We start from the raw sequence: 25,189 nt of genomic DNA on the forward strand, positions 1-25,189 counted from the left end.
GCGTAACCCGTCTTTGAACGAACGAACGCAGGAATCCTACAAGGACTCCGCCGTCCGGTTCGCGCGCACCATGTCGGCGAAGAGGCGGTGCACGCGGTGGTCGCCGGTCAGCTCCGGGTGGAACGACGTGGCCAGAGCGTTGCCCTGGCGGACCGCGACGATGTGGCCCTCGTGCTCGGCGAGCACCTCGGCCGTGGCGCCCACGGACTCCACCCAGGGGGCGCGGATGAAGACGCCCTCCACAGGATCGCCCTCGACGCCCTTGATGTCGACGGCCGCCTCGAAGGACTCGTTCTGCCGTCCGAAGGCGTTGCGCCGCACGATCATGTCGATGCCGCCGACCGTCTCCTGTCCGGAGCGCGGGTCGAGGATCTTGTCGGCCAGCATGATCATGCCGGCGCAGGTGCCGTAGACGGGCAGGCCGTCCCGCACGCGCGCGCGGAGGGGCTCCATCACTCCGAAGAGGACGGCCAGTTTGGAGATGGTGGTGGACTCGCCGCCGGGCAGGACCAGGCCGTCGACCTCGGCGAGTTCTTCGGGGCGCCTGACCGGCCTGGCCACGGCGTCGGCCGCGGCCAGGGCGACGAGGTGCTCCCGTACGTCGCCCTGGAGGGCCAGGACGCCGATGACGGGGGTGTCGCTCATGGATCCGGTGTCCTCGTCCTACCAGCCGCGGTTCGCGTAGCGCTCGGTCTCGGGGAGGGTGTCGCAGTTGATGCCGACCATGGCCTCGCCGAGGTTGCGGGACGCCTCCGCGATGATCTTCGGGTCGTCGTAGAAGGTGGTCGCCTTCACGATGGCGGCGGCGCGCTTGGCCGGGTCGCCGGACTTGAAGATGCCGGAGCCGACGAAGACGCCCTCGGCGCCGAGCTGGCGCATGAGCGCGGCGTCGGCCGGGGTGGCGACGCCGCCGGCGGAGAAGAGGACCACGGGGAGCTTGCCCAGCTCGGCGACCTCCCGGACCAGCTCGTACGGGGCGCGCAGCTCCTTGGCGGCGGCGTACAGCTCGTTGTTGTCGTAGCCGCGCAGGCGGGCGATCTCGTTCTTGATCTGGCGCAGGTGGCGGACGGCCTCGACGACGTTGCCGGTACCGGCCTCGCCCTTGGAGCGGATCATCGCGGCGCCCTCGGCGATACGGCGCAGTGCCTCACCGAGGTTGGTGGCGCCGCAGACGAAGGGGGTGGTGAAGGCGAACTTGTCGGAGTGGTTGACCTCGTCGGCCGGAGTGAGGACCTCGGACTCGTCGATGTAGTCGACACCGAGGGACTGCAGGACCTGGGCCTCGACGAAGTGGCCGATGCGGGACTTGGCCATCACGGGGATGGAGACCGCGCCGATGATGCCCTCGATCATGTCCGGGTCGGACATGCGGGCCACGCCGCCGTCCTTGCGGATGTCGGCCGGGACCCGCTCCAGGGCCATGACGGCGACGGCGCCCGCGTCCTCGGCGATCTTCGCCTGCTCCGGCGTGACGACGTCCATGATCACGCCACCCTTGAGCTGCTCGGCCATGCCGCGCTTCACGCGGGCGGTGCCGGTCTCGGGGGCCTGGTTCTCGGAGTACGTGCTGGACACGGGTACCTCGCTGAAGTGAAGGGGGTTTCTGCAGCTCCGAGGAAACGCGAACGAAGCAGGCCACAGCAAGGGCCAATGGGTAGCTGGTGGATCCTTTTCGGGCGCGGGCCCGGCTGGGGGCCGCTACGCCGCCCTGTCCACCAGAGCGGCCGGCGACTCGTCGTCCATCTCGAAGGCCAGCGGGAAGGGCGCGTGACCGGCGAGGCGGAACCAGCGGACCTTGCGGTGCTCGCGCAGCCTGCGCGCGGCGCCCACCGCGTCGTTGTGGAAACGCCGGGCCATCGGGACGCGCCGCACGGCCTCGGCCAGCTCGTGCGCCGCTTCCTCTCCCCCGGGCGCCTCGCGCAGGACGTCCACCTGCTGCGGGACGGCGAACACCGCCCGCAGTGCCTGGCTCAGCTCGCTCTCGGCGACCTCCCGCTGCTCCTCCTCGGCCTGCCGGGCGGCGTGCGCGGCCTCGTACAGGACGATGGAGGCGGCCGGGTCGAGCACGCCCGAGGTGGCCAGTTCCTGCGCCACGGAGGCCCTGCGCAGCAACTGGGCGTCGAGGGCGGCGCGGGCGGCGTCGATCCGGGCGTGCAGCCGGTCCAGCCGCCCCGCCGTCCAGCTCAGGTACAGGCCGATCGCGACGAGGACGACCAGGATCCAGATGAGGGTTGCGGTCACGGGGCGCAACCCTACGGGAGCGCTCCGCTGGGTTGGGCGGTGCCTCTCGGTGGGCGCCACTGGGGGCTGCGCCCCCAGACCCCCCTTCGGCCTGGACGGCCTCGTCCTCAAACGCCGGACGGGCTGATACCGCGGACGTCGGCTGGAAAATCAGCCTCAGTCCCGCGCCAGGCCGAAGCGTGCCCTCAGTCCCGTCGCCCGGTCGTCCGTCGCCACCGCCGCCGCGCCCGCCGTGACCGTCTCGTAGACCGACAGGATGTCCGCGCCGACCGTGGACCAGTCGAAGCGCCGTACGTGGGCGCTGCCCCGCTCCCGCAGCGCGGTCCGGCGTTCCGGGTCCGCCAGCAGCCGCACCGCCGTGTCGGCCAGTGCGTCGGCGTCCTCGTTGGGGAACAGCTCACCGGCCGCCCCCTGGTCGAGGACCTGGGCGAAGGCGTCCAGGTCCGAGGCGAGTACGGGAGCACCGGCCGACATGGCCTCGACCAGGATGATCCCGAAGCTCTCGCCGCCGGTGTTGGGGGCCACGTACAGGTCGACGCTCCGCAGGAAGCGGGCCTTGTCCTCGTCGCTGACCATGCCGAGGAACTCCACCCGGGAGCGCAGCTCGGCGGGCAGGGAGGCCACGGCCTCCTTCTCGTCGCCGCGCCCGGCGACCAGCAGCCGGGACTGCGGGCGGGCGGCGAGGATCCTCGGCAGCGCCCGCATCAGCACCGGCAGGCCCTTGCGGGGTTCGTCGATGCGCCCTATGAAGCCGATCGTGTCGCCCTGCCACTCGGGCTTCGGCTCGGCGCCTGCGAAGAAGTCGACGTCGACGCCGTTGGGGATGACGACCGCGTCCCCGCCGAGGTGCTCGACCAGGGTGCGGCGGGCGTACTCGCTCACCGCGATGCGGGCGCTGATCTTCTCCAGCGCGGCCTGGAGGATCGAGTACGCGGCGATCATCGCGCGGGAGCGCGGGTTGGACGTGTGGAAGGTCGCCACGATCGGGCCCTGTGCCGCCCAGCAGGTCAGCAGGCCGAGCGAGGGCGAGGTCGGTTCGTGGATGTGGATGACGTCGAAGGCGCCGTCGTGCAGCCAGCGACGCACCCGGGCCGCCGACAGGAAGCCGAAGTTGAGGCGGGCCACCGAGCCGTTGTACGGCACCGGCACCGCGCGGCCGGCCGAGACGACGTACGGCGGCAGCGGGGTGTCGTCGTCGGCGGGGGCGAGGACGGAGACCTCGTGGCCGAGACGGATGAAGTACTCGGCCAGGTCCCGGATGTGGAACTGGACGCCGCCCGGCACGTCCCAGGAGTACGGGCAGACGATGCCGATCCTCACGAGGCGCCCTGCCCGTCGGCCACCGCGGGGGCCTTGGCGGGGTCGAGGTCCTTCAGCCACAAGCGCTGGAGCATGTGCCAGTCCTCCGGGTGGTCGGCGATCCCCGTGGCGAAGGCATCGGCCAGCGCCTGTGTCATGACAGACGTCTTCTCGGCCCGGGTACCTGACTCGGGGACCTCGACCGGCGGATGCACCCGGCCCTTCATGACGGGCGACTCGTCGTACCAGAGCGTCACCGGCAGCAGCCGTGCGCCGGTCTGCAGCGCCAGCAGGGCCGGCCCCGCGGGCATCCGCGCCGTCTCGCCGAAGAAGTCGACCTCCACACCGGAGGCGGACAGGTCGCGGTCGGCGACCAGGCAGACCAGGCCGCCGTCGCGCAGCCGCCGGGCCAGTGTGCCGAAGGCCGTGCCGCCACTGTGCGGCAGGACCTCCATGCCGAGGCCCTCGCGGTAGGCGACGAAACGGTCGTAAAGGGTCTCCGGCTTGAGGCGTTCGGCGACCGTGGTGAAGGGGATGCCCAGCTTGGTGGTGACCCAGGCGCCCGCGAGGTCCCAGTTGGCCAGGTGCGGGAGGGCGAGGACGACGCCCTTGCCCGCGTCCATGCCGTCGGTGAGGTGGTGCAGGTCCTTGACGGTCAAGCCGGTCCTGATCCGCTCGTCGCTCCACGCCGGGAGCCGGAAGGACTCCATCCAGTAGCGCAGGTAGGAGCGCATGCCCGCGCGCGAGAGCGCGGCGAGCCGCTCGGGGCCCGCCTCCGGCACCACGCGCGCGTAGTTGCTCTCCAGCCGCCGCACGCCCGTGCCGCGCTGCTTCCAGGCGATGTCCGCGACGGTGCGGCCGAGCCGTGCGGCGACCGGCTCCGGGAGCTTCTTCACGGTGCTCCAGCCGGCGCCGTACAGGCCGTCGGTCAGCCGGTCCCGAGCGCTCACTTCGCCGCCTCGGTGCCCTGGCTCTCCTGGGCGGCGGCGTCCGCCTCGGCGGCCTCCCGGCGGACCGTGACGACGCGCTGGATCAGCGTGACGAGACTGCCGACGGCGACGATCCACAGGGCGATCGGCAGGAGGTACTGGATGCCCGGCACACCGAACGCGTGCAGTCCCGCGAGACCGGCCGCGACCAGCGAGACGACGAGCCGTTCGGCGCGCTCGACCAGTCCGTTGACGGCGACCGGCAGGCCGATCGACTCGCCGCGCGCCTTGGTGTACGACACCACCTGGCCGCTGGCCAGGCAGAAGATCGACACGGCGCACAGCACGATGTCGTCACCGCCGGCCGCGTACCAGAGGGCGAAGCCGCCGAAGATCGCGCCGTCGGCGACCCGGTCCAGCGTGGAGTCCAGGAAGGCGCCCCAGCGGCTGGAGCGGCCGAGCTGGCGTGCCATGTTGCCGTCGACGAGGTCGGAGAAGACGAAGAGCGTGATCACGACCGTGCCCCAGAAGAACTCACCCAGGGGGTAGAAGACCAGCGCACCCGCGACCACGCCGGCGGTGCCGATCAGCGTGACCGTGTCCGGGCTGACGCCCCGGCGGATGAGAAACGCGGCGAACGGTGTGAGGACACGCGTAAAAAATGCACGCGCGTACTTGTTCAGCATGGCCTTCCCGACGGTCGGTGTGGCCGCGGCCCCTGCTGGCCACCGGCTGGCCCATCGTAGTCACGCGCGCGCACGGGTGACGGACGGGCACCCTGAGCCCCTGGTGGGCGACGGGTGGGCGGCGGGATCGGGTCCGTCGTATGGACGCGGCGTGACGGGAGTGGAAAGCTCGAAGGACCGCGGGCGTCGCCGGAGCCGCCAGTGCACGCGGTCCCGCGTGTCCGCGCCCACAGTGACCTCACCGTGCACGGGAGGCAAGGACATGGGCGACAAGGCACACACCCACCCCGGAGCCGCCGGAAGGGCTACGGCGGCCGACCACCCCACGTCCGTACGGAATGTGGTGCTGGTCGGCCACTCCGGATCGGGCAAGACGACTCTGGTGGAAGCTCTCGCGCTGACGGCGGGAGCACTGAACCGGGCGGGCCGCGTGGAGGACGGCGGCTGCGTCTCGGACTACGACGAGATGGAGCACCGGCAGCAGCGCTCCGTACAGCTCTCCCTGGTGCCGGTCGAATGGGACGGCATCAAGATCAATCTCTTGGACACTCCCGGGTACGCCGACTTCGTCGGTGAGCTGAGGGCCGGTCTGCGGGCGGCGGACGCGGCCCTCTTCGTCGTCTCGGCCTCCGACGGGGTGGACGGCTCGACCCGCATGGTGTGGGAGGAGTGCGCCGCCGTCGGCATGCCGCGCGCCATCGTGATCACGCACCTGGAGGCCGCCCGCGCGGACTTCGAGGAGATGACGCGGATCTGCGCGGAGGCCTTCGGCGGGGACGACCCCGACGCCGTGCTGCCGCTGTACCTGCCGCTGCGCGGGCCGCAGGCGCCCGACGGGCACGCCCCCGTGACCGGGCTCGTCGGGCTGCTGTCGCGCAAACTGTTCGACTACGCGTCCGGCGAGCGCGAGGAGTCCGAGCCGGGCGAGGAACAGTTGCCGTCGCTCGACGAGGCGCGCTCCATGCTGATCGAGGGGATCATCTCGGAGAGCGAGGACGAGACCCTCATGGAGCGTTATCTGGGCGGCGAGCAGGTCGACGTCAAGACGCTCATCGAGGACCTGGAGCGGGCCGTGGCTCGCGGGGTGTTCTTCCCCGTCCTGGCCGCCGCCCCCGCGGCCGAGGGCGCCCGGCAGGGGCTGGGCACGGTCGAACTGCTGGAGCTGATCACGCGCGGCTTCCCGACCCCCTTGGAGCGCGAGGCGCCGCGGGTCACCACGCCCGACGGCGCTCCGCGCGAGCTGCGGATGTGCGATCCCGACGAGTCGCTGGTCGCGGAGGTCGTCAAGACGTCCTCCGACCCGTACGTCGGCCGGATATCGCTGGTCCGCGTCTTCTCCGGCACCCTGCGCGCCGACCAGACGGTGCACGTCTCCGGGCACGGGCTGGCCGATCGCGGCCACGAGGACCACGACGTCGACGAGCGGATCGGCGCCCTGTCGACGCCGTTCGGCAAGCAGCAGCGGCCGGTCTCGCACGTGATCGCGGGCGACCTGGCGTGCGTGGCCAAGCTGAGCCGCGCGGAGACCGGGGACACGCTCTCGGCCAAGGACGACCCGCTGCTCATGGCCCCGTGGGAGATGCCCGACCCGCTGCTGCCGCTCGCCATCCAGGCGCACAGCAAGCCCGACGAGGACAAGCTCTCCCAGGGGCTCGCGCGGCTGGTGGCCGAGGATCCGACGATGCGCCTGGAGCAGAACCAGGACACGCACCAGGTGGTCCTGTGGTGCCTGGGCGAGGCCCACGCCGACGTGGCGCTGGAACGGCTGCGCAGCCGCTACGGCGTCCAGGTCGACGTCGTACCCCACCGGGTCTGCCTGCGGGAGACGTTCGGGGACCGGGCGGCCGGGCGCGGGCGGCACGTGAAGCAGTCCGGCGGGCACGGCCAGTACGCCATCTGCGAGATCGAGGTGGAGCCGCTGCCGGGCGGTTCCGGCATCGAGTTCGTGGACGAGGTGGTCGGCGGCGCGGTGCCCCGGCAGTTCATCCCGTCCGTCGAGAAGGGCGTCCGCGCGCAGGCCGCCAAGGGCGTCGTCGCGGGCCATCCGCTGATCGACGTGCGGGTCACGCTGCGGGACGGCAAGGCGCACTCGGTGGACTCCTCCGACGCCGCCTTCCAGACGGCCGGCGCGCTGGCGCTGCGGGAGGCCGCGGCTCAGGCGAGGATCCATCTGCTGGAGCCGGTGGCCGAGGTGAGCGTGCTGGTCGGCGACGACTATGTGGGCGCCGTGATGAGCGACCTGTCCGGACGGCGTGGCAAGGTGCTCGGCACCGAGCAGACGAGCGGCGGGCGGACCCTGATCCGGGCCGAGGTACCGGAGATCGAGATCGGCCGGTACGCGGTGGACCTGCGCTCCCTGACGCACGGCACCGCGCGCTTCGGCCGCCGTTACGCGCGGCACGAACCGATGCCGCCGCAGATCGCGGAACGTCTCCGGGAGGGGCTGCGGGCGGCGTCCTAGGGGTACGCGGCAGCGGGCCGGCGCGGACATCCTCCGCGCCGGTCGCGCGTTCGACTCCCGCCGGGGAGACGCTCGTCACCGTCCTGGCGGGTCCGGGCGCACGACGGCGCGACACCGGGGCAAACCGCGCGCGCGGGGGCGCCTTTCGCCGTCCGGTGCCGCATGTCGGTGTCGGCGGATACGCTGGCGACCTGATCAACAGGTGTGCCGGGCAGGGAAGTCGGGAAGGCCGCAGGAGCGACAGTGGTGGCGATCGGGGGCGGGAATGACCGTTGACGGCGGTTACGCGGACTTCTTCGGACCGCAGGTGCCGCGTACGGACGACGGAGGCCAGACGGCCACCTTCGCGCTGGCCTCGGCCGCCTACCGGGACAGCGAGTTGAAGGAGATCAAGAAGGCCGACAACGAGTGGCACCAGACGACCCTCAACGCGGGCCGGTCCTGGGCCACGATCTTCCGACCCAACCTCGGCGAGGCCTTCTCCCGCGCGGTGGCCGACCGGATGCTGGGCAGCGACCGCAAGCCCCTCATCCAGTCCTTCGGCGCCGAGCCGCAGGTGGTCGTCGAGCACTGCCTGGCGGCCAACGGCATCCGCAAGGCGCGCGACGCCCGGCTGTCCACGGTGATCGTGCTGTGCGGCCTGCTGTTCCTGCCCGGCATGCTGGTCTGGCTGCTCGGCTTCCAGATCCGCACCACCGTCGCCAAGGCGGAGAACAAGCAGGCCGGGGCGCTGGGCACCGCGGTGCTCGTGGCGATCGCCGCGCTGGCCGTGCTGTTCCTCGTCAAGATGCCCTTCTCCGGCTTCTGGGCCTGGTACGCGCGCGCAGCGGTCGTCCTGCCCGTCGTCGGCTGGTTCTGGGCCAAGCGGATCTGCGAGGGCACGGCGAAGGACCTGCGGGGGCGCTGGGACAGCCTCCTGTCGGGCAGCGGCGTCGGCGCCAAGGTCCCCGAGGCGGTGCCCAGCAACCCGGGTGAGACCGCGGCCGAGCAGCTGCGCCAGTCACTGGCCAAGCTCGGCGCCGAGCAGCAGTCCAACTCGGTCTTCTACGCCGGCCCCAAGGGCATACTCGGCATGGGCACCCGCTGGGGCAGCTGGCAGCTCGCCGAGAACCTGGTGCCGGCCGACCCGACCCGGGAGATCCATCCCTTCCGCAGCTGGGACGTCGTCCGGGCCATCCACGACCAGCTGCGCATGCTGGAGCGCGGCCCGCTGAACACCGGCGGCTTCACGAAGCCGTCCATACGGCACTGGGTCGTGACGCCCATCGGGGAGAACGCCAAGGCGGTGTCCCGTCCGGAGGGGACGGACGTCGAGGCGTACCAGGTCAAGTCGCACGCGATACAGGACATCTGCAACAAGCAGCAGTTCGGCGCCGGTGACCGGCACTACCTGGGCGTCCAGTGGACCCTGTGGGACGGCCAGCTGGTCATCACCATGCTGATCACGGTGACCGTGCTGCACGAGACGCTGCGCATCGAGGTCACCGGTCACGCCCTGGGCCCGGTGAACCCACTGTTCACCACCAAGCCGGAGGCTCCCTCCAAGGAGGTCGCCAAGTCGTTCAAGCCGTGGGAGACGCGCAAGGTGATGCTCCCGCTGGTCACCGCGAACGAGGTCGTACGGCTCGCCGTCCGCGCCCCGCTCACCTGGTATCCGCCGCTGCTGAACTGGCTCGGCGGCACGATCGTTCTGCCGGAGCCGTTCGGGCTGCGGCACGCGTGGGCGGACCAGCCGTGGCGCCACCGCTTCATGGCCGACGACGCGTTGCGGGCGGCGGCGCCGGTGCTGCGGGTGGTGCACTCGTCGGCGATCAGGGTGCTGGAGGAGAACGGCGTGGACACGGAGAAGTTCGGGACGCGGTCGGCGTTCCTCAGTACGGCGGTGCAGGATCCGACGCCGGGTAAGGCGGACCTGTACAACGCGTAGGCCTGTCTTCAGGTGCCGGAGGCTGCGGCTCAGGGGTGGAACGCGCGGCCCGGCGCTGACGGGGTGCCGCTGCGCCCACCCGTGCCGCCCCAGCGGCACGACTGCCCGCAGCTGAGCAGGATCAGCCCGTCGGCCACGCCTCCGCCAGCATCTTGCGGGTGTCCCCCAGCAGCTGCGGCAGCACCTTCGTGTGGCCGACGACCGGCATGAAGTTGGTGTCGCCGCCCCAGCGGGGCACGACGTGCTGGTGGAGATGGGCGGCGATGCCCGCGCCGGCCACGGTGCCCTGGTTCATGCCGATGTTGAAGCCGTGGGCGCCCGACGCGGTGCGCAGGGCCGTCATCGCCTGCTTGGTCAGCTCGGCGAGCTCCGCGGTCTCCACGTCGGTCAGCTCGGTGTAGTCGGCGACGTGCCGGTAGGGCACGGTCATCAGATGACCGCCGTTGTACGGGTACAGGTTGAGCACCGCGTACACGTGCTCACCGCGCCGGACGACCAGCCCGTCCTCGTCGGACTTGGCCGGGATCGAGCAGAAGGGGCAGCCGTCGTCGGCGCCGGGGCCGCTCGGCTTGTTCTCGCCCTGGATGTAGGCCATCCGGTGGGGCGTCCACAGGCGCTGGAACGCGTCCTGGGTCCCCACTCCCCACTGCTGCTCCGGCTCACTCGTCATACGTGCAGCATATGGCGTCGCGTGCGGCGACAGGGAAAGGCCCCCGGATCTCCCCGGGGGCCCGCCGAACCCTGTTCAGCCCCGTGCTCAGACCTGCGTCCGCTCCTCGACGACCTTCGCGATCTTCGCGATGGCCTCGTCGACGGGGATGCCGTTCTCCTGGGAGCCGTCGCGGTAGCGGAAGGAGACGGCGTTGTTCGCCATGTCCTCGTCGCCCGCGATGACCATGAAGGGCACCTTCTGCTTCTGGGCGTTGCGGATCTTCTTCTGCATGCGGTCGGAGGAGGAGTCGACCTCGACGCGCAGGCCCTGCTTCCGGGCCGCCACAGCGAACTTCTCCAGGTACTCGACGTGCGCGTCGCCGATCGGGATGCCGACGGCCTGGACGGGGGCCAGCCACGCCGGGAAGGCGCCCGCGTAGTGCTCCAGGAGCACCGCGAAGAAGCGCTCGATGGAGCCGAACAGCGCGCGGTGGATCATGACCGGGCGGGTCTTGGTGCCGTCCGCGCCCGTGTACTCCAGGTTGAAGCGCTCCGGCAGGTTGAAGTCGAGCTGGATGGTCGACATCTGCCAGGTGCGGCCGATGGCGTCCTTGGTCTGGACGGAGATCTTCGGGCCGTAGAAGGCGGCGCCGCCCGGGTCCGGGACCAGGGGCAGGCCCTGCTTCTCGGCGACCTGGCGCAGCGTCTCGGTGGCCTCTTCCCAGGCCTCGTCGGAGCCGACGAACTTCTCCGGGTCCTTGGTGGACAGCTCCAGGTAGAAGTCGGTCAGGCCGTAGTCGCGCAGCAGGTTCAGCACGAAGGTGAGCGTCTTGTCGAGCTCCTCCGACATCTGCTCGCGGGTGCAGTAGATGTGCGCGTCGTCCTGGGTGAAGCCGCGGGCGCGGGTCAGGCCGTGCACGACGCCCGACTTCTCGTAGCGGTAGACCGTGCCGAACTCGAAGAGCCTCAAGGGCAATTCACGGTACGAGCGGCCGCGCGCGTCGAAGATCAGGTTGTGCATCGGGCAGTTCATGGGCTTGAGGTAGTAGTCCACGCCCTCGTCGAGCTGCATGGGCGGGTACATGCCGTCGGCGTACCAGTCCAGGTGGCCCGAGGTCTCGAAGAGCTTCCCCTTCGTCGCGTGCGGGGTGTAGACGAACTCGTACCCCTCCTCCTCGTGGCGGCGCCGCGAGTAGTCCTCCATGACCCGGCGGATCACGCCGCCCTTGGGGTGGAAGACCGCGAGGCCGGAGCCGATCTGCTCCGGGATGGAGAACAGGTCCAGCTCGCTGCCGAGCTTGCGGTGGTCGCGCTTCTCGGCCTCGGCGAGGAACTCCAGGTGCGCCTTCAGCTCGTCCTTGGACGGCCAGGCGGTGCCGTAGATGCGCTGGAGCATCGGGTTCTTCTCGCTGCCGCGCCAGTAGGCGGCGGCGTTGCGCATCAGCTTGAACGCCGGGATGTTCCTGGTGGTGGGCAGGTGGGGGCCGCGGCAGAGGTCCTTCCAGCACAGCTCGCCGGTCTTGGCGTCCAGGTTGTCGTAGATCGTCAGCTCGCCGGCGCCGACCTCGACGTCCGCGCCGTCGTCGTGCGACGCGGCGCCCTTGAGGCCGATCAGCTCCAGCTTGTACGGCTCGTCGGCCAGCTCCTCGCGGGCGGCGTCGTCGGTGACGACGCGGCGCGAGAAGCGCTGGCCGCGCTTCTGGATCTCCTGCATCTTCTTCTCGATGGCCTTGAGGTCATCGGGGTGGAAGGGCTTCTCGACGTCGAAGTCGTAGTAGAAGCCGTCCTTGACGGGCGGGCCGATGCCCAGCTTGGCCTCGGGGAACAGCTCCTGCACGGCCTGCGCCATGACGTGCGCGGTGGAGTGGCGCAGGATGTTCAGGCCGTCCTCGGAGGAGATCTCGACGCCCTCGACGGTCTCGCCGTCCTGGACCTCGTGGGCGAGGTCCTTCAGTTCACCGGACACGCGGGCGGCGACGATCGAGCGCTCGCCGGCGAAGAGCTCGGCGGCCGTCGTGCCCGTAGTCACCACGCGTTCTTCCCGCTCGGAATCGCGCTGGATGATCACACGGACGTCTGACACCGGTCTCTCCTGACTGAAGTGGGGCTGCGGCGCCATACCAAAGCGCACGCATGAGGGCGATCGTACCGACCCCGGCCCGCTGACCGCGAAATCAGTCCCCGCGGTCGCCGTCGTCCTCCCCGTCCCCTCCGCAGGTCTCCTCGAAGAAGGCCGCCACCTCCACATGCTCCTGGACCGACTTCAGCAGCCGGTCCCGCTCCGCGTCGTCGACCTGTACGGGGGCGATCTCGCAGGCGCCGGTGAGCCGGCGGAACCCGCCCCGGCTCTCCAGCCGGCCGAGCACCCGCACCGGCAGCCCGACGAGATGGGCGTGCCCCGCGATCCGGTACGCCTCCTCGTCCAGCGTGATCCGTACGTGCGGGACGTCCGCCCCGGCCAGCACCCGCAGCCGTACGGTGCCCGCGCCGCGCGGCCCGGGCCGGCGCATGCGGACGACGGTGCCGGTGATCCGGACCGGCACCGAGGGCTCGGCGCGCAGGTAGCGGGCGGCGGCCTCGCGCAGGGCGGGGAGGTCGCCGGGCGAGAACTCGACGGGTTCGGCGACAGCGGCGCAGCCCTCGGGGACCCCGGCGGCCGGCGCCCAGTCGACGGCGATCCGGGCGCCCTCCGTGCCGCGGACCAGGGCGACGAGCGCCTCGGTCAGCTCGTGACTGACGCCCGCGGCGACGGCTGTGTCGAAGGCCTCCATGCCGCCGGTGGCCCGCCGGTAGTCGACGGCCTCGCGGGCGGCGTAGAGGGCGTGGTGGAGGCGTACGGCGAGGGGGCGGCCGGTGGTGACGGGCACGAACGCGGTGAGCCGGCGGCCGCCGGGGGCGGGAGCGACCAGGACGTTCTCCAGGGCCTCGACGGCGGCGCGCCGGTGCCGGGCGCCGTAGTAGCCCGCACGCGCGCGCGTGGCGAGCGCTCCGGCGAGCAGCATCCGGCGGGCGGCGGAGCGCAGCCGTTCGTCCACGGTCCAGGAGGCGGTGTCGCCGGGCCCGGTCGGTACGTCGCGCTCCCAGCGGATCTCGTCGCTGGGCACGGCGAGGGAGAGGAGGATCTCGCGGGCGGCGGGCGTGCCGGCGCGGGACAGGGCGAGCAGAGCCTCGCCGAGCAGGTCGTCGCTGTCGGGGAAGGCGCGGCTGACGGGCACCAGCAGGCTGGTGGCACCGGCGGCCGGGCCGGGCGGGGTCCAGCGACCGTAGCGGCCCGGGGCGCCGCCGCGCCGCCGCCACCCGTGCCGGTGGAGCAGGGCGGTCAGCACGGCCGGGTCGACGGTGCCGGACTCGGGCGGGCGGCCGTCGTCCCAGGCCGTGTCGCCGGCGGTGTCGGCGGGGTGTGGCCGCACGGCGCGCAGGGGTTCGCCGGTCGGGCGGTGCGTCATGGTTTCCCTCCCGTCCCGACCCGCGTCATGATCTCGCACAGCGCCCGGTCGTCGAAGACCCGCGCGGTCGGTATCCGCACGGTGGTGCGCCGCCGGCCGGTGACCGGGTGTCCGGCGAGGTTGGTCCAGTAGCAGCAGTGCCTGAGATCGAGCCGGTCGTGCCCGGCCCGCAGCCACTGGTCCCGGGACCGGGGGACGATCATCACGACCAGGATCTTGTGCACCGAGACCGGGGTGCGCGCGAGCTTCGCCAGGTGGTCGTTGTCGAGCGTGAAGGAGAAGAAGCGGCCGGGCGGGCTCGGCGGGATCTGGTACGTCGCCTTGAGCTGCACCTTGATGGTGACCTCGTCGTCGACCGTGTGCCCGGGGGCGCTGTGGCTGACGTGCCAGTCGATGCCGTTGTCCGGGAAGGGCTGGGAGAGCGAGCAGCCCGCCGCCGCGGCGACCGCGTGGAGGTAGCCGACCTGCAGTGTCTCCATGCAGGCGGTGGTGGCGAGAGAGCCGCGAGAGGGCGCCGTGCGCTCGGGCAGCAGCCCGCCCCGTTCGGGCTGCGCTATGGCCATGGCCAACAGCCTTCCAGAACTGGTGTAACCCCACTGCGGGTCGCTGAACTGCGAGGACCCGTACTCCTGTTGTGTCCTTCCGGCGTACGTCGCAAACAGCCCGGGTATCACCGAATCGGGACAGAAGACGGCGCGTCAGCTGCCGTACGCGGACGAGGAGTTGAGTGCCCTATGACGAGCTGGTTCGAGGGGCCGCTGGCCGCCTTCGACACGGAGACGACGGGTGTGGACGTCGAGACCGACCGGATCGTGTCGGCGGCCCTCGTCGTGCAGGACGCGCCGGGGCTGAGGCCGCGCGTGACCCGGTGGCTGGTGAACCCGGGCGTGCCGGTGCCCGAGGCGGCGACCGCGGTGCACGGGCTGACGGAGGAGCATGTGCAGCGCCACGGCCGTTGGCCGGCGCCGGTGATGTACGAGATAGCGGAGGCACTGGCCGAGCAGGCCCGCGCCGGGCGTCCGCTCGTGGTGATGAACGCGCCGTTCGACCTCACGCTGCTGGACCGGGAGTTGCGCCGGCACCGCGCCTCCTCCCTCGGCCGCTGGGTGGAGCGGACGTCGCTGCACGTCCTCGACCCGCGCGTGCTCGACAAACACCTGGACCGGTACCGCAAGGGCCGCCGCACCCTCACCGACCTGTGCGCGCACTACGGCGTCGAACTGGCGGGCGCGCACGACGCGGCGGCCGACGCGCAGGCCGCGCTGGAGGTCGTACGGGCGGTGGGGCGCCGCTTCCCGGGGCGGCTGGAGCGTCTCTCCGCCGCCGAGTTGCACACGCTCCAGGCCGTCTGGCATGCGGGGCAGGCGCGGGGGCTGCAGGCGTGGTTCGCGCTCAACGGGACCGAGGAGGCGGTGGACCCGGCCTGGCCACTGCGGCCGGACCTGCCGGCGGCGGCGTGAGCGAGCACCCCGGCCGCGGGCGACGTCGGGCACGGCGGTGTGGGTGGCGGAGCCCCCACTTCGCGCGGCGAAGCCGCGCGGAACACGACGAGAGCGACGTGGTCCGCGTTGTCTGCGGACACACGTCGCTCTCGCGAACGTGGGCGATACTGGGTTCGAACCAGTGACCTCTTCGGTGTGAACGAAGCGCTCTCCCACTGAGCTAATCGCCCGGGAACGCACCGAACAATACAGGGCTCGGCGCGTTTCGTTCAAACCGCTTGGCGACCGCCTTCCAGGTGGGCGGCCAGTCCGCGCCGTCCCGCCCGCATCATCAGGCGGTGGTTGGCCCGGAACAGGGGCCGCCCGGGCACGGCGAGGCGGCGCAGCAGCGGCTTGCGTACGTCGACCTCCTGGTCGTAGCAGACGAGGGTGCCGGAGCCCCGCGTGGTGACCGTCCAGCGCGCCCAGCCCTCCATGTCGCCGCTCATCGCGACTTCCAGCAGCCCCGCCGCCGGGTCGCGCCGTCCCTCGCGCAGGGTCGCGGTCAGGTCGTACGGGAGGAGTGAGCGGAACCGGACGACCCCGCCGGTGTCGTCGAGCCGGGTGACCTGGCGCACCTGGGGCCACCAGCGGGGATAGTCCTCGATCCGTTCCAGCGCGCGGTAGACGGCCGGGACGGGCGCGGGCAGGGCCCACAGGCTGCGGAATCGGTAATGGTTCCAGTCCACCCGTGGAGTGTGCCCGGGCCCGCGCCCGTCACGTGCCGGTCACGGCATCCTGTCGCCCAGAAGTGCCAGGTTCTCGATGGCGGCGAGGCCGTAGAGCGCGGTGTCGTTGGTGGACACCCAGCTCGCCTCGCTGCCCGGCACCAGCGTGGTCGGACCGCTCACCTTCTCCGTCCTCCAGGGCGCGGACTCCTTGTAGCCGTCGGAGTTGTAGAACTTCTGCCACGCGCGCGCGGCGAGCTTCTCGTCCCCGGTCTGTACGGCCGCGTAGGCGTCGAGGCGCGAGTGGCCCTGGAAGAGGATGAGGCTGCCGAAGTTGCTGCCGTACCGTGCCGCCTGTTCGGTCTTGGAGGCGTTGAAGTAGCGGCAGTAGTCGTAGTACGCCTCGTTGAACTCCGGCATGTCGACGAGGTCGATCAGCTCGGCGCACAGTTCGTTCAGGCCGAAGACGGCCGAGAGGTGGGAGACCTCGACCTTCGGGGTGTCGGCGACGGCGAACCTCCCGGTGTCCAGGTCGTAGAGGCCGCTGCCCTGGACGAAGCCGTTGGGCTGGGCGGCGATGGTCTCCATGGTGGACAGGACGCGGGCCTTGGCCTTCTCCCACTTGGGGCCCTTGCGTTCCCACTCGGTCAGCCAAGCTGAGACCAGGCCGCTCCAGTCGGTGCCGAAGCCGACCGACAGGGCGTGCCGGTCGGGGGTGTACGGCTCGGTGCGGATCTTGCGGAGCGGGTCGAGGGCGAGGAACGTCTCGTCGGAGTCGACGTTGGCGTGCATGAGGTCGCCGACGCGTTCGTCGGCGGTGAGGAAGTAGTAGTAGCGCCGGTAGGTGGTGTTGGCGATGCGTTGCTGCTTGGCGCTGTCGGCGTAGTGCTGGACTCCGTGCCGGGTGCCGAGGCCGGCCCATTCGCCGAGGTGGTAGACGTCGACCTCGCCGGTGTGCCGGGTCATGGCCTCGGCGAAGCGGAAGATGTCGGCGCGGCCGGAGCGCAGGTAGGCGTACCAGAGCCAGAGGTCCGGGGAGAGTTCGGAGTTGTCCCAGGCGTAGCCGCCGATGTCGTAGCGCCACTGGTGCCGGGCGGCGTCGTAGGTGTGCATGATGTCGCCGTAGTCCCAGAAGCCGTACCAGCGGCGCTGCTCCACCTGGTCCTTGTAGTAGGTGAAGAGGAAGTCGAGGTGGTCCTCGATCTTCGCCTTGGCTGGTGTGGAGCGGTCGGGCTCGGAGTAGAGGCCGGGGCCGAAGACCTTGGACTTGATGAGCTGCGCCGGCGGGGCGGCCAGCTGGGGCAGTACGCGCACGGCCTCGACCTGTTCGGCGAGTGTCTCGGCGCTCGGGGTGGCGGCGTTGGCCCAGAAGAGCAGCTCGGAGGTGCGGGCGATGCCGTAGGGGGTGCCGAAGCCGGGCTCGTAGTCCTCGTAGGTGATGTTGAGGCCCTCGATCTGTTCGGGGAAGGTGTCCTGGCCCATGCCGTCGTGGTAGAAGCGCAGGTCCATGGGCTGGGCCTCGGGCGACCAGAGCCAGAGGGTGACCTCGGCCTCGTCGGTCTGGGCGTCGCGGATGTCGAGCTGGGCGGGGTGCTTCTCCCAGAAGTCGCGCAGGCCGAAGGAGAGTCCGCCGCTCGCCCCGCCGACGTAGCCGAAGCCGGAGGCGCGGCGGCCGCCGCCGGCGCCGATCCAGCCGTGGCCCTTCTTGGTGCGCTTGCGCAGGGTGAATCCGTCGGCGGAGAGCTGGGAGAGGGTGTAGTCGCCCCACTCCGGGATGTACTGGAGGCGGGTGGTGACGCGCTGGTCCCAGGTGGAGGGGTCGGGCAGCTTCTCCCCCGCGTACTGGGCCGCCTGCACGGCGGCGCCCGGGTCGCGGCGCAGGCCGGTGACGCCCTTCACCGCCTCGCGCAGCAGGCCGGTGCCCTCGCCGCCGATGCGGATGTGCCGGTCGTAGGACTCGTCGCGCATCGGGACGGTGAAGCGGACGCCGAGGCCGCGGATGAAGTCGCCGCTCGCCTTGCCGGGTTCCTGCTTCCCGTCGAACGTGATGGTGTGCACCATGCGGAAGGAGTCGGCGCCCGCGTAGAAGTAGAGGCGGATGGAGAAGGGCAGCCAGCCGCGGCCTCCCTTGCGGTGCTTGCCGTCGATGCGGACGACGGCGCGGACCGGGCCGTCCTGCTCGACCTTCACCTCGTCGATGGCGCCGTCGAAGCGCTCGTACTTCACGGTGCCCTGGTCGCCGTCCTCGATCTCGGGCTGGCGCAGCAGGACGAGGCGGCCGTTCTTCGCGATCTCGGTGGAGCCTCTGGTGACCGACTTGATCAGGGTCGATCCCGACGTGCCGATTCTCGTGGTGATGACGCCGGTCGATATGTCGATGGTGCCGCCGCGCCGGTCGACGGTGACCTCCTTCGCGGGTGCGGCGGGGGTGCCGGCGGTCAGGGTGAGCTTGCCGTCGCCCGAGCCGACGGCGTGCGCGGTCCACTTCAGGGAGCCGTCCGGCCAGTAGGCGAGGGGCCAGGACTGGGTGGGTACGGCCTTGCCGTCCGCGTCCGTGACGGCGAAGGACTGGTCCTGCCGGTAGGTGCCCTTGGGCCACGGGACACCGACGGTGGAGCCGGGGGCGGCGCCCAGGCCGCCGTCCTCCAGCCAGGTCAGGGTGACGGGGTCGGCGTCGGCGTCCTTGGCGGCGGGTGCGGCCTGGGCGTTCTTGGCGCCCAGTGCCCAGCTGAACTGGGCGGCGGCTCCGGCGACGGCGGCCGCCTTGAGGAGGGACCTGCGGGGGATGGGGGACATGGCCTTTCCTTTCCGTTCCGTGCGGATGCAGGGGGTGTCAAGGGCGTGGCTCTGGCGTGCGAGATGGCGCCTGTCAAGGGCATGACAGGACGAGGTACGGCGCCGGGGCGCCGGTCCTGGGGGCGGTGGCGCCGTCGTCAGCGGCGCCGGTAGCGCTCCTCCACGGCGACGGCCGCCGCCGCTACGGCGCCGAGGACGGCGACCGCCAGCGGCGCGCTGAACCAGGCGGAGCAGACCACGACGGCCAGCCCGCCGACGATCAGGAAGGAACCCGCGGGGTCCAGCACGGTTCGGCGCCCGGCCTGCGCGAGCAGCGACCGCCAGGAGGCGCCGGGTCGCCAGGCCGCCGCCGCGCGCAGCCCGGCCACGGCCGCGCCGATCAGGGCGAGGACCCCGACGGCGCCCACGAACGGACCGCCCGGCAAACCGTTGCGTACGGCCTGCACATCCACCCAGACCGCGGCCAGGGCGGCCCACCCGGCGAGCCCGACGAGCCACCCGCGGCGCACCGCCGCCCGGAAGTCGGCCGCGAACTCCCGCCAGCCACCGCGCTCGTGGGCTAGTCGGCGCCCGAGATGCCGCGCGCCGGCCGCGAACGCGGCGGGGTAGGTGACCAGCGGCAGCGAGGCCACCGCGATCCACACCCCGGTGAGCAGGCACTCGGCGAACAGGGCGAACCCGTCGGCGAACCGTGACTCCCCCCGCTCCGTGCGGGCCTTGGCGCGTGCATCGGTCACGATCGGTTCACCTCAGCCCTTCAGACCGGACGTCGCCATGCCGTCGATCAGATAGCGCTGGAAGGCCAGGAAGAAGGCGAGGACGGGCAGCAGGGCGACGAGCGACATGGCGATCATGCCGCCGTAGTTCGCCAGCCCTTCCTGGTCCACGAACATCTTCAGGCCGAGGGAGACGGTGTACTTGCCGGGCTCGTTGAGGTAGATCAGCGGGCCCATGAAGTCGTTCCAAGAGTTGATGAAGGTGAAGATCGCACTGGTGATCAGGGCCGGCCGGCACAGCGGGAGCACGATCGACCAGTAGATGCGGAAGTGCCCGCAGCCGTCGAGACGGGCCGCCTCGTCCAGTTCCCTGGGCAGGTTGCGCATGAACTGCACCATCAGGAAGACGAAGAACGCCTCCGTGGCCAGATACTTCCCCAGCAGCAGCGGGGTGTACGTGTTGATCATGTCCATGTTGCGGAACAGCACGTACTGCGGGATCAGCAGCACGTGGTACGGCAGCAGCAGCGTGCCGATCATCAGCGTGAAGAGCAGATTGCGGCCCGCGAACCTGATCTTCGCGAAGGCGTAGGCCGTCAGCGAGCAGGACACCACGATCCCGATCACCGAACCGACCGCGAGAAAGAGGGAGTTGAAGAAGAACGTGGAGACCGAGATGTCCGCGATGCCGTCGGCGAGGCTCGTGTAGTTGGAGAGGATCGGGTCGCCCGGGAAGAGGTCCAGGCTGCCGACGATGTCTCCGCTCTCCTTGAAGGAGCCGCCGATCACCCAGAGCACCGGGTAGAGGATCACCGCGAGGATCGCCAGCGACCCGATGTGCCAGGCGAGCGAGCCCGGCAGCCTGCGCCGCAGGGCCCCCTTCGCGGGCGGGGCCGGCGTGATGTCGGTGGCCTGCGCGCTCATCGGCCGCCCTCCTCGTAGTGCACCCAGCGCTTCTGGGACCAGAACAGCACCGCGGTGACCAGGGCGACCGCGACCAGCAGCATCCACGCCATGGCGGAGGCCAGGCCCATGCGGCTGTTCTCGAAGCCCTGGACGTACAGATAGCAGGTGTAGACCATCGTGCCGTCCGCGGGACCGCAGGCGTTGCCCCCGGCGCCGCCGCCGACGATGTAGGCGGAGCTGAAGATCTGGAAGGAGTGGATGGTCTCCAGCAGGACGTTGAAGAAGAGGACCGGGGAGATCATCGGCAGGGTGATGCTCCAGAACTGCCGCACCTTGCTCGCCCCGTCGACGCTCGCCGCCTCGTACAGCTCGCGCGGCACCTGCTTGAGGCCGGCCAGGAAGATGACCATGGGGGCACCGAACTGCCAGACGGTGAGCGCCACCAGGCTGTAGATGATCAGGTCCGGGTCGCCGGTCCAGCCGCCGGCGTCGACCCCGAAGAGCTGCTGCGTACGGTCGACGACCGCGTCGTCCGAGAAGATCGCCTTCCACACGATGGCGACGGACACGCTCGCGCCGATCAGTGACGGCGCGTAGAAGGCGGCCCGGTAGAAGGCCTGTCCGCGCCGCTTCTGCGCCAGCAGCAGCGCGACGCCGAGCGCCGCGACCAGCTTGATCGGGGTGCCGACGACGACGTACCACAGGGTGACCTGGACCGAGTGGCGCCAGCGCGGGTCGCCGAACATCTCGGAGAAGTTGTCCAGGCCGATCCACTTGGGCGCGTCGAACAGGTTGTAGTCGGTGAACGCGAAGTAGAGCGAGGCGACCATCGGTCCCGCCGTCAGCAGCAGGAAACCGGCGATCCAGGGGGACATGAAGAGGTAGCCGGCCAGGTTCTCCCGGCGGCCCCGCCGCTTCAGCTCGGCGGGGCGCGGGGACTTCACCGGACCGTGCCGCGGCTCGGAGTCCTTGGCCAGGCCCTCCATCGCAGGGGCGTGTGTCACGGCGTTTCCCATCAGCCGGCGAGAGCCGTCTTCGACTCGGTGAAGAACTGCTCGACGGCGTCCGCGACGGTCCGCTCGCCGAGCGCCATCTCCTCGGCGATGCGCGAGAACGCGGACTCGCAGACGTCGGCGCCGTTCGGGTGCGGGGTGATGGTCTCCAGGACGCCCGCGTCGACGAGGGACTGCTCGTAGGCGGCGATCGCCTTGTTGACCGGGTCGGTCGGCTGGAAGGCGTCGTACTGCGCCTGCGTCGCGGGAACCCCTCGGTCGTAGCCCATGATCTTGGCGACCTCGGGGTCGTGCACCATGAAGTGGATGAACTGGGCGACTTCCTTGGGGTGCTGGGTACGCTTGTAGGCGCTGAGCATCAGTGAGCCGAGGTACTGGCCGGTCCTCTTGCCGTCCGTGGTCGGGATGGGCGCGAGACCGTACTCGCTCTTCCCCTCGGAGGTGTAGCGGACGGTGAAGTTGTCCCAGGTGTACTCGCTGCCGGCGAGCTCGGCGGAGAGTGCCGACTTGGGCTTGACCTGCACGACCTTCTTCGCGTCGGCGAACAGCCCGGACTTCACACCCTTCTCCGCCTTCGTCCACCACGCGGTCAGATCCGCCTCGGAGAAACCGAGTCCGTCCTCGGTGAAGAAGGCCTTGCCGTTCTGACGCAGGTACAGGTCGTAGAGGTACATGACGCCGTACATACCGCTGTCCCCGGCCCGACCGGTCCTGTCGCGGATCTTCGTCATCGCCTCGTCGAAGTCGTCCCAGGTCCAGCCCTGTTCGGGTTTGACGCCGGCCCGTGTGTAGACGGGCTTGTCGATGACGAGCGCCATGGAGTTGGAACCCACGGGCACACCGAGGAGCTTGCCGTCGATCTCGCCGAACTTCTCGAGGCCCGCCCGGAAGCCGTCCGTGGAGAGATTGCCCGCCTTCACCTGCTCGCTCAGGTCGAGCAGGACATTCTTGGCGTCGTATTTCCGAAGAAATCCGATGGCATTCTGGAAGACGTCCGGCGGATTCCCTCCGGAGGCCTGGGTGTTGAACTTCTTCCAGAAGTCGGGGTACTGCTGGAAGTCGGTCTTGACCTTGATCTTCGGGTACTTCTTCTCGAAGAGCGCGATGGTCTTGTTGATGCGTTCGGCCCGGTCCTCGGCGCCCCACCATGAGTAACGGATCGTCACCGTTCCGTCCCCCGAACCGCTGCCGCCGCCGCACGCGGTGGCCGTCGCACCCAGCCCCGCGACGGCCAGCGAGGCCCCCGCCGCTTTGAGGATCGTGCGCCTCCCGGTCTGCCTCTCCGCATTCCCGCCCTGCTGCATACGAGCCTCCCCGCGACGTCGCGTCCGCCTCATGAATCGTTTCAAGTAAGCGCTTGCTGGCACAAGTTACGGAGGGCCCGGGGGCGCGTCAATGATTCGGACAGGAATTCATGGGCGCCGGGCGCGGACAGCGCGGACGACCATCCCGGCCGCGCCGTCGGCAGCACCGGAAAAGGCCCAGGTCGACGCGGTGTGGCCGACGGACCGAACACCGATGAGCCCACCGGGGCGGGCGGCACGGAAGGTCACGGTTGGGTGAAGACGCGCGGAAGCGGAACGGCCGCACAGCCGGCTCGGGACACGCCGCACGTGACGCTCGGGGACGCCTCGGGATCCCCCGGGCGCACGTCACACGAAACGGCCCGGCTCACGATGGTGAGCCGGGCCGCCTGATGATCCGGTGGGCGATACTGGGTTCGAACCAGTGACCTCTTCGGTGTGAACGAAGCGCTCTCCCACTGAGCTAATCGCCCGGACGCAGAGAGAACATTACCCCATGTCAGGGGGTGCCCGTGACCAGCGGAGGCCGGGTCGCCGCGTCCCCGCCGCGGATCACTGGTCCTTGATCTTCCAGGGCATCTGGAGCCCGAACTCGTACAGGTAGATCCCGGCCAGCACAGCCACGATCACCACGCCGATCGAGGTCAGGATGATGTTCCGGCGCCGCACCTTGGGATCGAGGGCGCGCTGCGCCGCCTCGGTGACCTTGCGCTTGGTCCAGCGCAGCACCAGCTGGGCCCAGACGAACTCGGTCGCCCAGATCGCCATGCCGCCGAAGATCACCACCCAGCCCGGTCCGGGCAGCACCAGCATGGCGACGCCGGCCACCACGACCGCGAGGCCGACGATGAAGACGCCGACCTGCCAGCTCAGGTGGAGGGCGCGGCGCGCCCTGATGAATTCCGGTGCCCGTGAGCCCAGCGCGCGGTCGGTCGCGGCCTCGTCCGTCCCCGTACGGTCTTCCGCCACGACTGCCTCGCCGGGCGTGTTACTCCCCGTGTTCATACAGCCAAACACTACCGGAGCGAAACCTGTCACCGGAATGGGCGCACGACCCGAACGATCACTCGGCCGGAAGAGTTACGTAAACGCACGCAAAACACTCAGAGGGGTTTACAACGGCACCGTAGGTGGCATGTCGATTTCGCCGACGTGCGAATCCCCGAGCGCACACTGAGCGAAAGGCCCTGGCGCTTATGAACACCACGGTCAGCTGCGAGCTGCACCTGCGCCTCGTTGTGTCGAGCGAGTCCTCCCTGCCTGTCCCCGCAGGCCTGCGGTACGACACGGCCGACCCCTACGCCGTGCACGCCACCTTCCACACCGGAGCCGAGGAAACCGTCGAGTGGGTGTTCGCCCGCGACCTCCTCGCCGAAGGTCTCCACCGCCCCACCGGCACCGGCGACGTCCGTGTCTGGCCGTCCCGCAGTCATGGCCAGGGCGTCGTGTGCATCGCCCTGAGCTCCCCGGAGGGCGAGGCACTGCTCGAGGCCCCGGCACGGGCTCTGGAGTCCTTCCTGAAGCGCACAGACGCCGCCGTGCCGCCCGGCACGGAACACCGGCACTTCGATCTCGATCAGGAGCTCTCGCACATCCTGGCGGAAAGCTAGGGCGAGGCACCGTGAAGCCGCCCGTCGCCGTCGACTCGGGGTGACGGCACGGGCCCGGACAACCGCATACGGCACACACCGGCGTCGTCGCCGCGGTTCTCCGCGGGGGCGGCGCCGGTGCGCGTGCGGCGACCGGACCCCACACGGCCGGCCGCCTGGCGCTGCTCCTGCCGCTCCTGCCACCTCCTGCTGCTGACTCCTGCCACCTCCCGCCCCCTCCCGCTGCTGACTCCTGCCACCTCCCGCCCCCTCCCGCCGCCCTCTCCGGGAACGAAGGCAGGTCGGGCGCCGTTCTACCGGCAACCGACGGCCGGGGCCGCGATCGGAGCCGGTTGGCCCGCCGCGGAAGCCACTACCATCGGCCAGCATCGGCGGGCGCCCGCCCGACCCCAGGCCAGGGAGCGAAATGTGCTGATCACCCACGACACCCGGTGCGCCCTCGACACCGTGGTGGATCTGGTGAACACCGTGCCGGAGGACGAATCGGCGCCGGACGGGCTGCCGGATGTCGCGGCCCTCCAGGAATTTGTGGGAACGCACGAAATCAGCGACGTCGGCGTGCTCTCGGAGCTCGATCTCTCGGCGGTGCGCAAGATCCGCGGCCGGTTCGCGGCGGTCTTCGCGGCCCCCGAGGCCCGGGCCGCGGCGGGACTGATCAACGACCTGGTCGCCGCTGCCGGAACCACGCCCCGGCTCACCGACCACGACGGCTACGACTGGCACATCCACTACTTCGCGCCCGGCGCCTCCGTCGCGGACCACCTGGCCGCCGACTGCGGAATGGCGCTGGCGTTCTTCGTCGTCGCCGGTGAGCAGGAGCGGCTGCGGCGGTGCGAGGCTCCCGACTGCCGGCGCGCCTTCGTCGACCTGTCCCGGAACCGCTCGCGGCGGTACTGCGACAGCCGCACGTGCGGAAACCGCTTGCACGTGGCCGCGTACCGAGCACGGCGCAAAGAGGCGGCGGGCTGACACCGCCCTCCCGACCGGCGCGGACTCCGATGCCCTTGGTGGCGACGCGGTCCCCGGCGGGTGGCGCCGGGGAACGCGGGTACGGC

At 70.9% G+C, this 25,189-nt stretch carries 22 protein-coding genes and 2 tRNA genes; 5 read left to right on the forward strand and 19 right to left on the reverse strand.

Annotated features, from left to right (window positions below):
• Positions 1-36 precede the first annotated feature (36 nt).
• From pdxT to pgsA, 6 genes are all read right to left on the reverse strand, one after another.
• A complete protein-coding gene (gene pdxT / locus ACFW48_RS26750; RefSeq protein WP_386318608.1) occupies positions 37-645 on the reverse strand; it encodes a pyridoxal 5'-phosphate synthase glutaminase subunit PdxT in 609 nt (202 codons plus the stop codon).
• Positions 646-663: 18 nt separating this feature from the next.
• Entirely contained in the window at positions 664-1,575 is a 912-nt protein-coding gene (gene pdxS, locus ACFW48_RS26755) for a pyridoxal 5'-phosphate synthase lyase subunit PdxS (RefSeq protein ID WP_386318609.1), read from the reverse strand.
• 123 nt (positions 1,576-1,698) lie between these two features.
• On the reverse strand, positions 1,699-2,241 hold the full coding sequence (locus tag ACFW48_RS26760; protein ID WP_386318611.1) for a hypothetical protein: 543 nt from the start codon (positions 2,239-2,241) through the stop codon (positions 1,699-1,701).
• A 156-nt stretch (positions 2,242-2,397) separates the two neighbouring features.
• Entirely contained in the window at positions 2,398-3,561 is a 1,164-nt protein-coding gene (locus ACFW48_RS26765; RefSeq protein WP_386318613.1) for a glycosyltransferase family 4 protein, read from the reverse strand.
• Complete coding sequence (locus ACFW48_RS26770) at positions 3,558-4,490, reverse strand: phosphatidylinositol mannoside acyltransferase (RefSeq protein ID WP_386318615.1); 933 nt, start codon at positions 4,488-4,490, stop codon at positions 3,558-3,560. Before ACFW48_RS26770 ends, ACFW48_RS26765 begins: the two co-directional genes overlap by 4 nt.
• Entirely contained in the window at positions 4,487-5,155 is a 669-nt protein-coding gene (gene pgsA, locus ACFW48_RS26775) for a phosphatidylinositol phosphate synthase (RefSeq protein ID WP_386318617.1), read from the reverse strand. Before pgsA ends, ACFW48_RS26770 begins: the two co-directional genes overlap by 4 nt.
• Before the next feature lie 262 nt (positions 5,156-5,417).
• Here pgsA and ACFW48_RS26780 point away from each other — a divergent pair, with 262 nt between their 5' ends.
• Positions 5,418-7,616, forward strand: a complete 2,199-nt coding sequence (locus ACFW48_RS26780) for an elongation factor G-like protein EF-G2 (RefSeq protein ID WP_386318619.1) — start codon at positions 5,418-5,420, stop codon at positions 7,614-7,616.
• 265 nt (positions 7,617-7,881) lie between these two features.
• The gene (locus tag ACFW48_RS26785; RefSeq protein ID WP_386318621.1) at positions 7,882-9,543 is read left to right on the forward strand and encodes a hypothetical protein; all 1,662 of its coding nucleotides are present in this window, start codon (positions 7,882-7,884) and stop codon (positions 9,541-9,543) included.
• 121 nt (positions 9,544-9,664) lie between these two features.
• Here ACFW48_RS26785 and ACFW48_RS26790 read toward each other — a convergent pair whose 3' ends face one another.
• The 4 genes from ACFW48_RS26790 to ACFW48_RS26805 all read right to left on the reverse strand — a co-directional run bounded on the left by ACFW48_RS26790 (position 9,665) and on the right by ACFW48_RS26805 (position 14,203).
• A complete protein-coding gene (locus tag ACFW48_RS26790) occupies positions 9,665-10,213 on the reverse strand; it encodes an HIT family protein (protein WP_386318623.1) in 549 nt (182 codons plus the stop codon).
• 87 nt (positions 10,214-10,300) lie between these two features.
• The gene (gene thrS / locus ACFW48_RS26795; RefSeq protein WP_386318625.1) at positions 10,301-12,277 is read right to left on the reverse strand and encodes a threonine--tRNA ligase; all 1,977 of its coding nucleotides are present in this window, start codon (positions 12,275-12,277) and stop codon (positions 10,301-10,303) included.
• A 91-nt stretch (positions 12,278-12,368) separates the two neighbouring features.
• Entirely contained in the window at positions 12,369-13,640 is a 1,272-nt protein-coding gene (locus ACFW48_RS26800; protein ID WP_386318626.1) for a hypothetical protein, read from the reverse strand.
• Positions 13,637-14,203, reverse strand: a complete 567-nt coding sequence (locus tag ACFW48_RS26805) for a DUF4365 domain-containing protein (protein ID WP_210961489.1) — start codon at positions 14,201-14,203, stop codon at positions 13,637-13,639. Before ACFW48_RS26805 ends, ACFW48_RS26800 begins: the two co-directional genes overlap by 4 nt.
• A gap of 171 nt (positions 14,204-14,374) precedes the next feature.
• On the opposite strand from ACFW48_RS26805, the gene ACFW48_RS26810 reads away from it, so the two are divergent.
• Positions 14,375-15,100, forward strand: coding sequence for a 3'-5' exonuclease (locus ACFW48_RS26810; RefSeq protein ID WP_386318628.1), 726 nt, complete (start codon positions 14,375-14,377; stop codon positions 15,098-15,100).
• Between the two features lie 140 nt (positions 15,101-15,240).
• On the opposite strand, the gene ACFW48_RS26815 is transcribed toward ACFW48_RS26810, so the two are convergent.
• The 9 genes from ACFW48_RS26815 to ACFW48_RS26855 form a co-directional block, all read right to left on the reverse strand.
• Positions 15,241-15,312 (reverse strand) — tRNA-Val (locus ACFW48_RS26815).
• Between the two features lie 39 nt (positions 15,313-15,351).
• Positions 15,352-15,810 carry an SRPBCC family protein gene (locus ACFW48_RS26820; protein WP_386318630.1) on the reverse strand — a complete coding sequence of 153 codons (459 nt, stop codon included), beginning with the start codon at positions 15,808-15,810 and terminating at the stop codon, positions 15,352-15,354.
• A gap of 39 nt (positions 15,811-15,849) precedes the next feature.
• Complete coding sequence (locus ACFW48_RS26825; RefSeq protein WP_386318632.1) at positions 15,850-18,585, reverse strand: Tat pathway signal sequence domain protein; 2,736 nt, start codon at positions 18,583-18,585, stop codon at positions 15,850-15,852.
• A 137-nt stretch (positions 18,586-18,722) separates the two neighbouring features.
• Entirely contained in the window at positions 18,723-19,322 is a 600-nt protein-coding gene (locus ACFW48_RS26830; protein ID WP_386318634.1) for a hypothetical protein, read from the reverse strand.
• A gap of 12 nt (positions 19,323-19,334) precedes the next feature.
• Entirely contained in the window at positions 19,335-20,225 is an 891-nt protein-coding gene (locus tag ACFW48_RS26835) for a carbohydrate ABC transporter permease (protein ID WP_386318636.1), read from the reverse strand.
• Complete coding sequence (locus tag ACFW48_RS26840; RefSeq protein ID WP_386318638.1) at positions 20,222-21,223, reverse strand: carbohydrate ABC transporter permease; 1,002 nt, start codon at positions 21,221-21,223, stop codon at positions 20,222-20,224. Before ACFW48_RS26840 ends, ACFW48_RS26835 begins: the two co-directional genes overlap by 4 nt.
• Positions 21,223-22,524, reverse strand: coding sequence for an ABC transporter substrate-binding protein (locus ACFW48_RS26845; protein WP_386318640.1), 1,302 nt, complete (start codon positions 22,522-22,524; stop codon positions 21,223-21,225). Before ACFW48_RS26845 ends, ACFW48_RS26840 begins: the two co-directional genes overlap by 1 nt.
• 401 nt (positions 22,525-22,925) lie before the next feature.
• Positions 22,926-22,997, reverse strand: a tRNA-Val gene (locus tag ACFW48_RS26850).
• Positions 22,998-23,076: 79 nt separating this feature from the next.
• Positions 23,077-23,529 (reverse strand): TIGR02611 family protein, encoded by a 453-nt coding sequence (locus tag ACFW48_RS26855; protein WP_386318642.1) that lies wholly within the window; start codon positions 23,527-23,529, stop codon positions 23,077-23,079.
• A 191-nt stretch (positions 23,530-23,720) separates the two neighbouring features.
• Here ACFW48_RS26855 and ACFW48_RS26860 point away from each other — a divergent pair, with 191 nt between their 5' ends.
• Together ACFW48_RS26860 and ACFW48_RS26865 are read left to right on the forward strand one after the other, a co-directional pair.
• A complete protein-coding gene (locus ACFW48_RS26860; protein WP_004002642.1) occupies positions 23,721-24,134 on the forward strand; it encodes an SsgA family sporulation/cell division regulator in 414 nt (137 codons plus the stop codon).
• A gap of 408 nt (positions 24,135-24,542) precedes the next feature.
• Positions 24,543-25,103: a CGNR zinc finger domain-containing protein gene (locus ACFW48_RS26865; RefSeq protein WP_210961498.1), complete on the forward strand. Its 561-nt coding sequence runs from the start codon at positions 24,543-24,545 to the stop codon at positions 25,101-25,103.
• Positions 25,104-25,189 lie beyond the last annotated feature (86 nt).

The organism is Streptomyces sp. NPDC058812, assembly GCF_042744565.1.
In the GTDB taxonomy this organism is placed as follows: Bacteria; Actinomycetota; Actinomycetes; order Streptomycetales; family Streptomycetaceae; genus Streptomyces; species Streptomyces thinghirensis.

Excerpts from the sequence above, each read along its gene's own strand:
- pdxT (WP_386318608.1), bottom strand. The coding sequence starts at position 645 with ATGAGCGACACCCCCGTCATCGGCGTCCTGGCCCTCCAGGGCGACGTA.
- pgsA (WP_386318617.1), bottom strand. The coding sequence starts at position 5,155 with ATGCTGAACAAGTACGCGCGTGCATTTTTTACGCGTGTCCTCACACCG.
- ACFW48_RS26780 (WP_386318619.1), top strand. The coding sequence starts at position 5,418 with ATGGGCGACAAGGCACACACCCACCCCGGAGCCGCCGGAAGGGCTACG.
- ACFW48_RS26785 (WP_386318621.1), top strand. The coding sequence starts at position 7,882 with ATGACCGTTGACGGCGGTTACGCGGACTTCTTCGGACCGCAGGTGCCG.
- ACFW48_RS26790 (WP_386318623.1), bottom strand. The coding sequence starts at position 10,213 with ATGACGAGTGAGCCGGAGCAGCAGTGGGGAGTGGGGACCCAGGACGCG.
- ACFW48_RS26800 (WP_386318626.1), bottom strand. The coding sequence starts at position 13,640 with ATGACGCACCGCCCGACCGGCGAACCCCTGCGCGCCGTGCGGCCACAC.
- ACFW48_RS26805 (WP_210961489.1), bottom strand. The coding sequence starts at position 14,203 with ATGGCCATAGCGCAGCCCGAACGGGGCGGGCTGCTGCCCGAGCGCACG.
- ACFW48_RS26810 (WP_386318628.1), top strand. The coding sequence starts at position 14,375 with ATGACGAGCTGGTTCGAGGGGCCGCTGGCCGCCTTCGACACGGAGACG.
- ACFW48_RS26825 (WP_386318632.1), bottom strand. The coding sequence starts at position 18,585 with ATGTCCCCCATCCCCCGCAGGTCCCTCCTCAAGGCGGCCGCCGTCGCC.
- ACFW48_RS26835 (WP_386318636.1), bottom strand. The coding sequence starts at position 20,225 with ATGAGCGCGCAGGCCACCGACATCACGCCGGCCCCGCCCGCGAAGGGG.
- ACFW48_RS26840 (WP_386318638.1), bottom strand. The coding sequence starts at position 21,223 with ATGGGAAACGCCGTGACACACGCCCCTGCGATGGAGGGCCTGGCCAAG.
- ACFW48_RS26845 (WP_386318640.1), bottom strand. The coding sequence starts at position 22,524 with ATGCAGCAGGGCGGGAATGCGGAGAGGCAGACCGGGAGGCGCACGATC.
- ACFW48_RS26855 (WP_386318642.1), bottom strand. The coding sequence starts at position 23,529 with ATGAACACGGGGAGTAACACGCCCGGCGAGGCAGTCGTGGCGGAAGAC.
- ACFW48_RS26860 (WP_004002642.1), top strand. The coding sequence starts at position 23,721 with ATGAACACCACGGTCAGCTGCGAGCTGCACCTGCGCCTCGTTGTGTCG.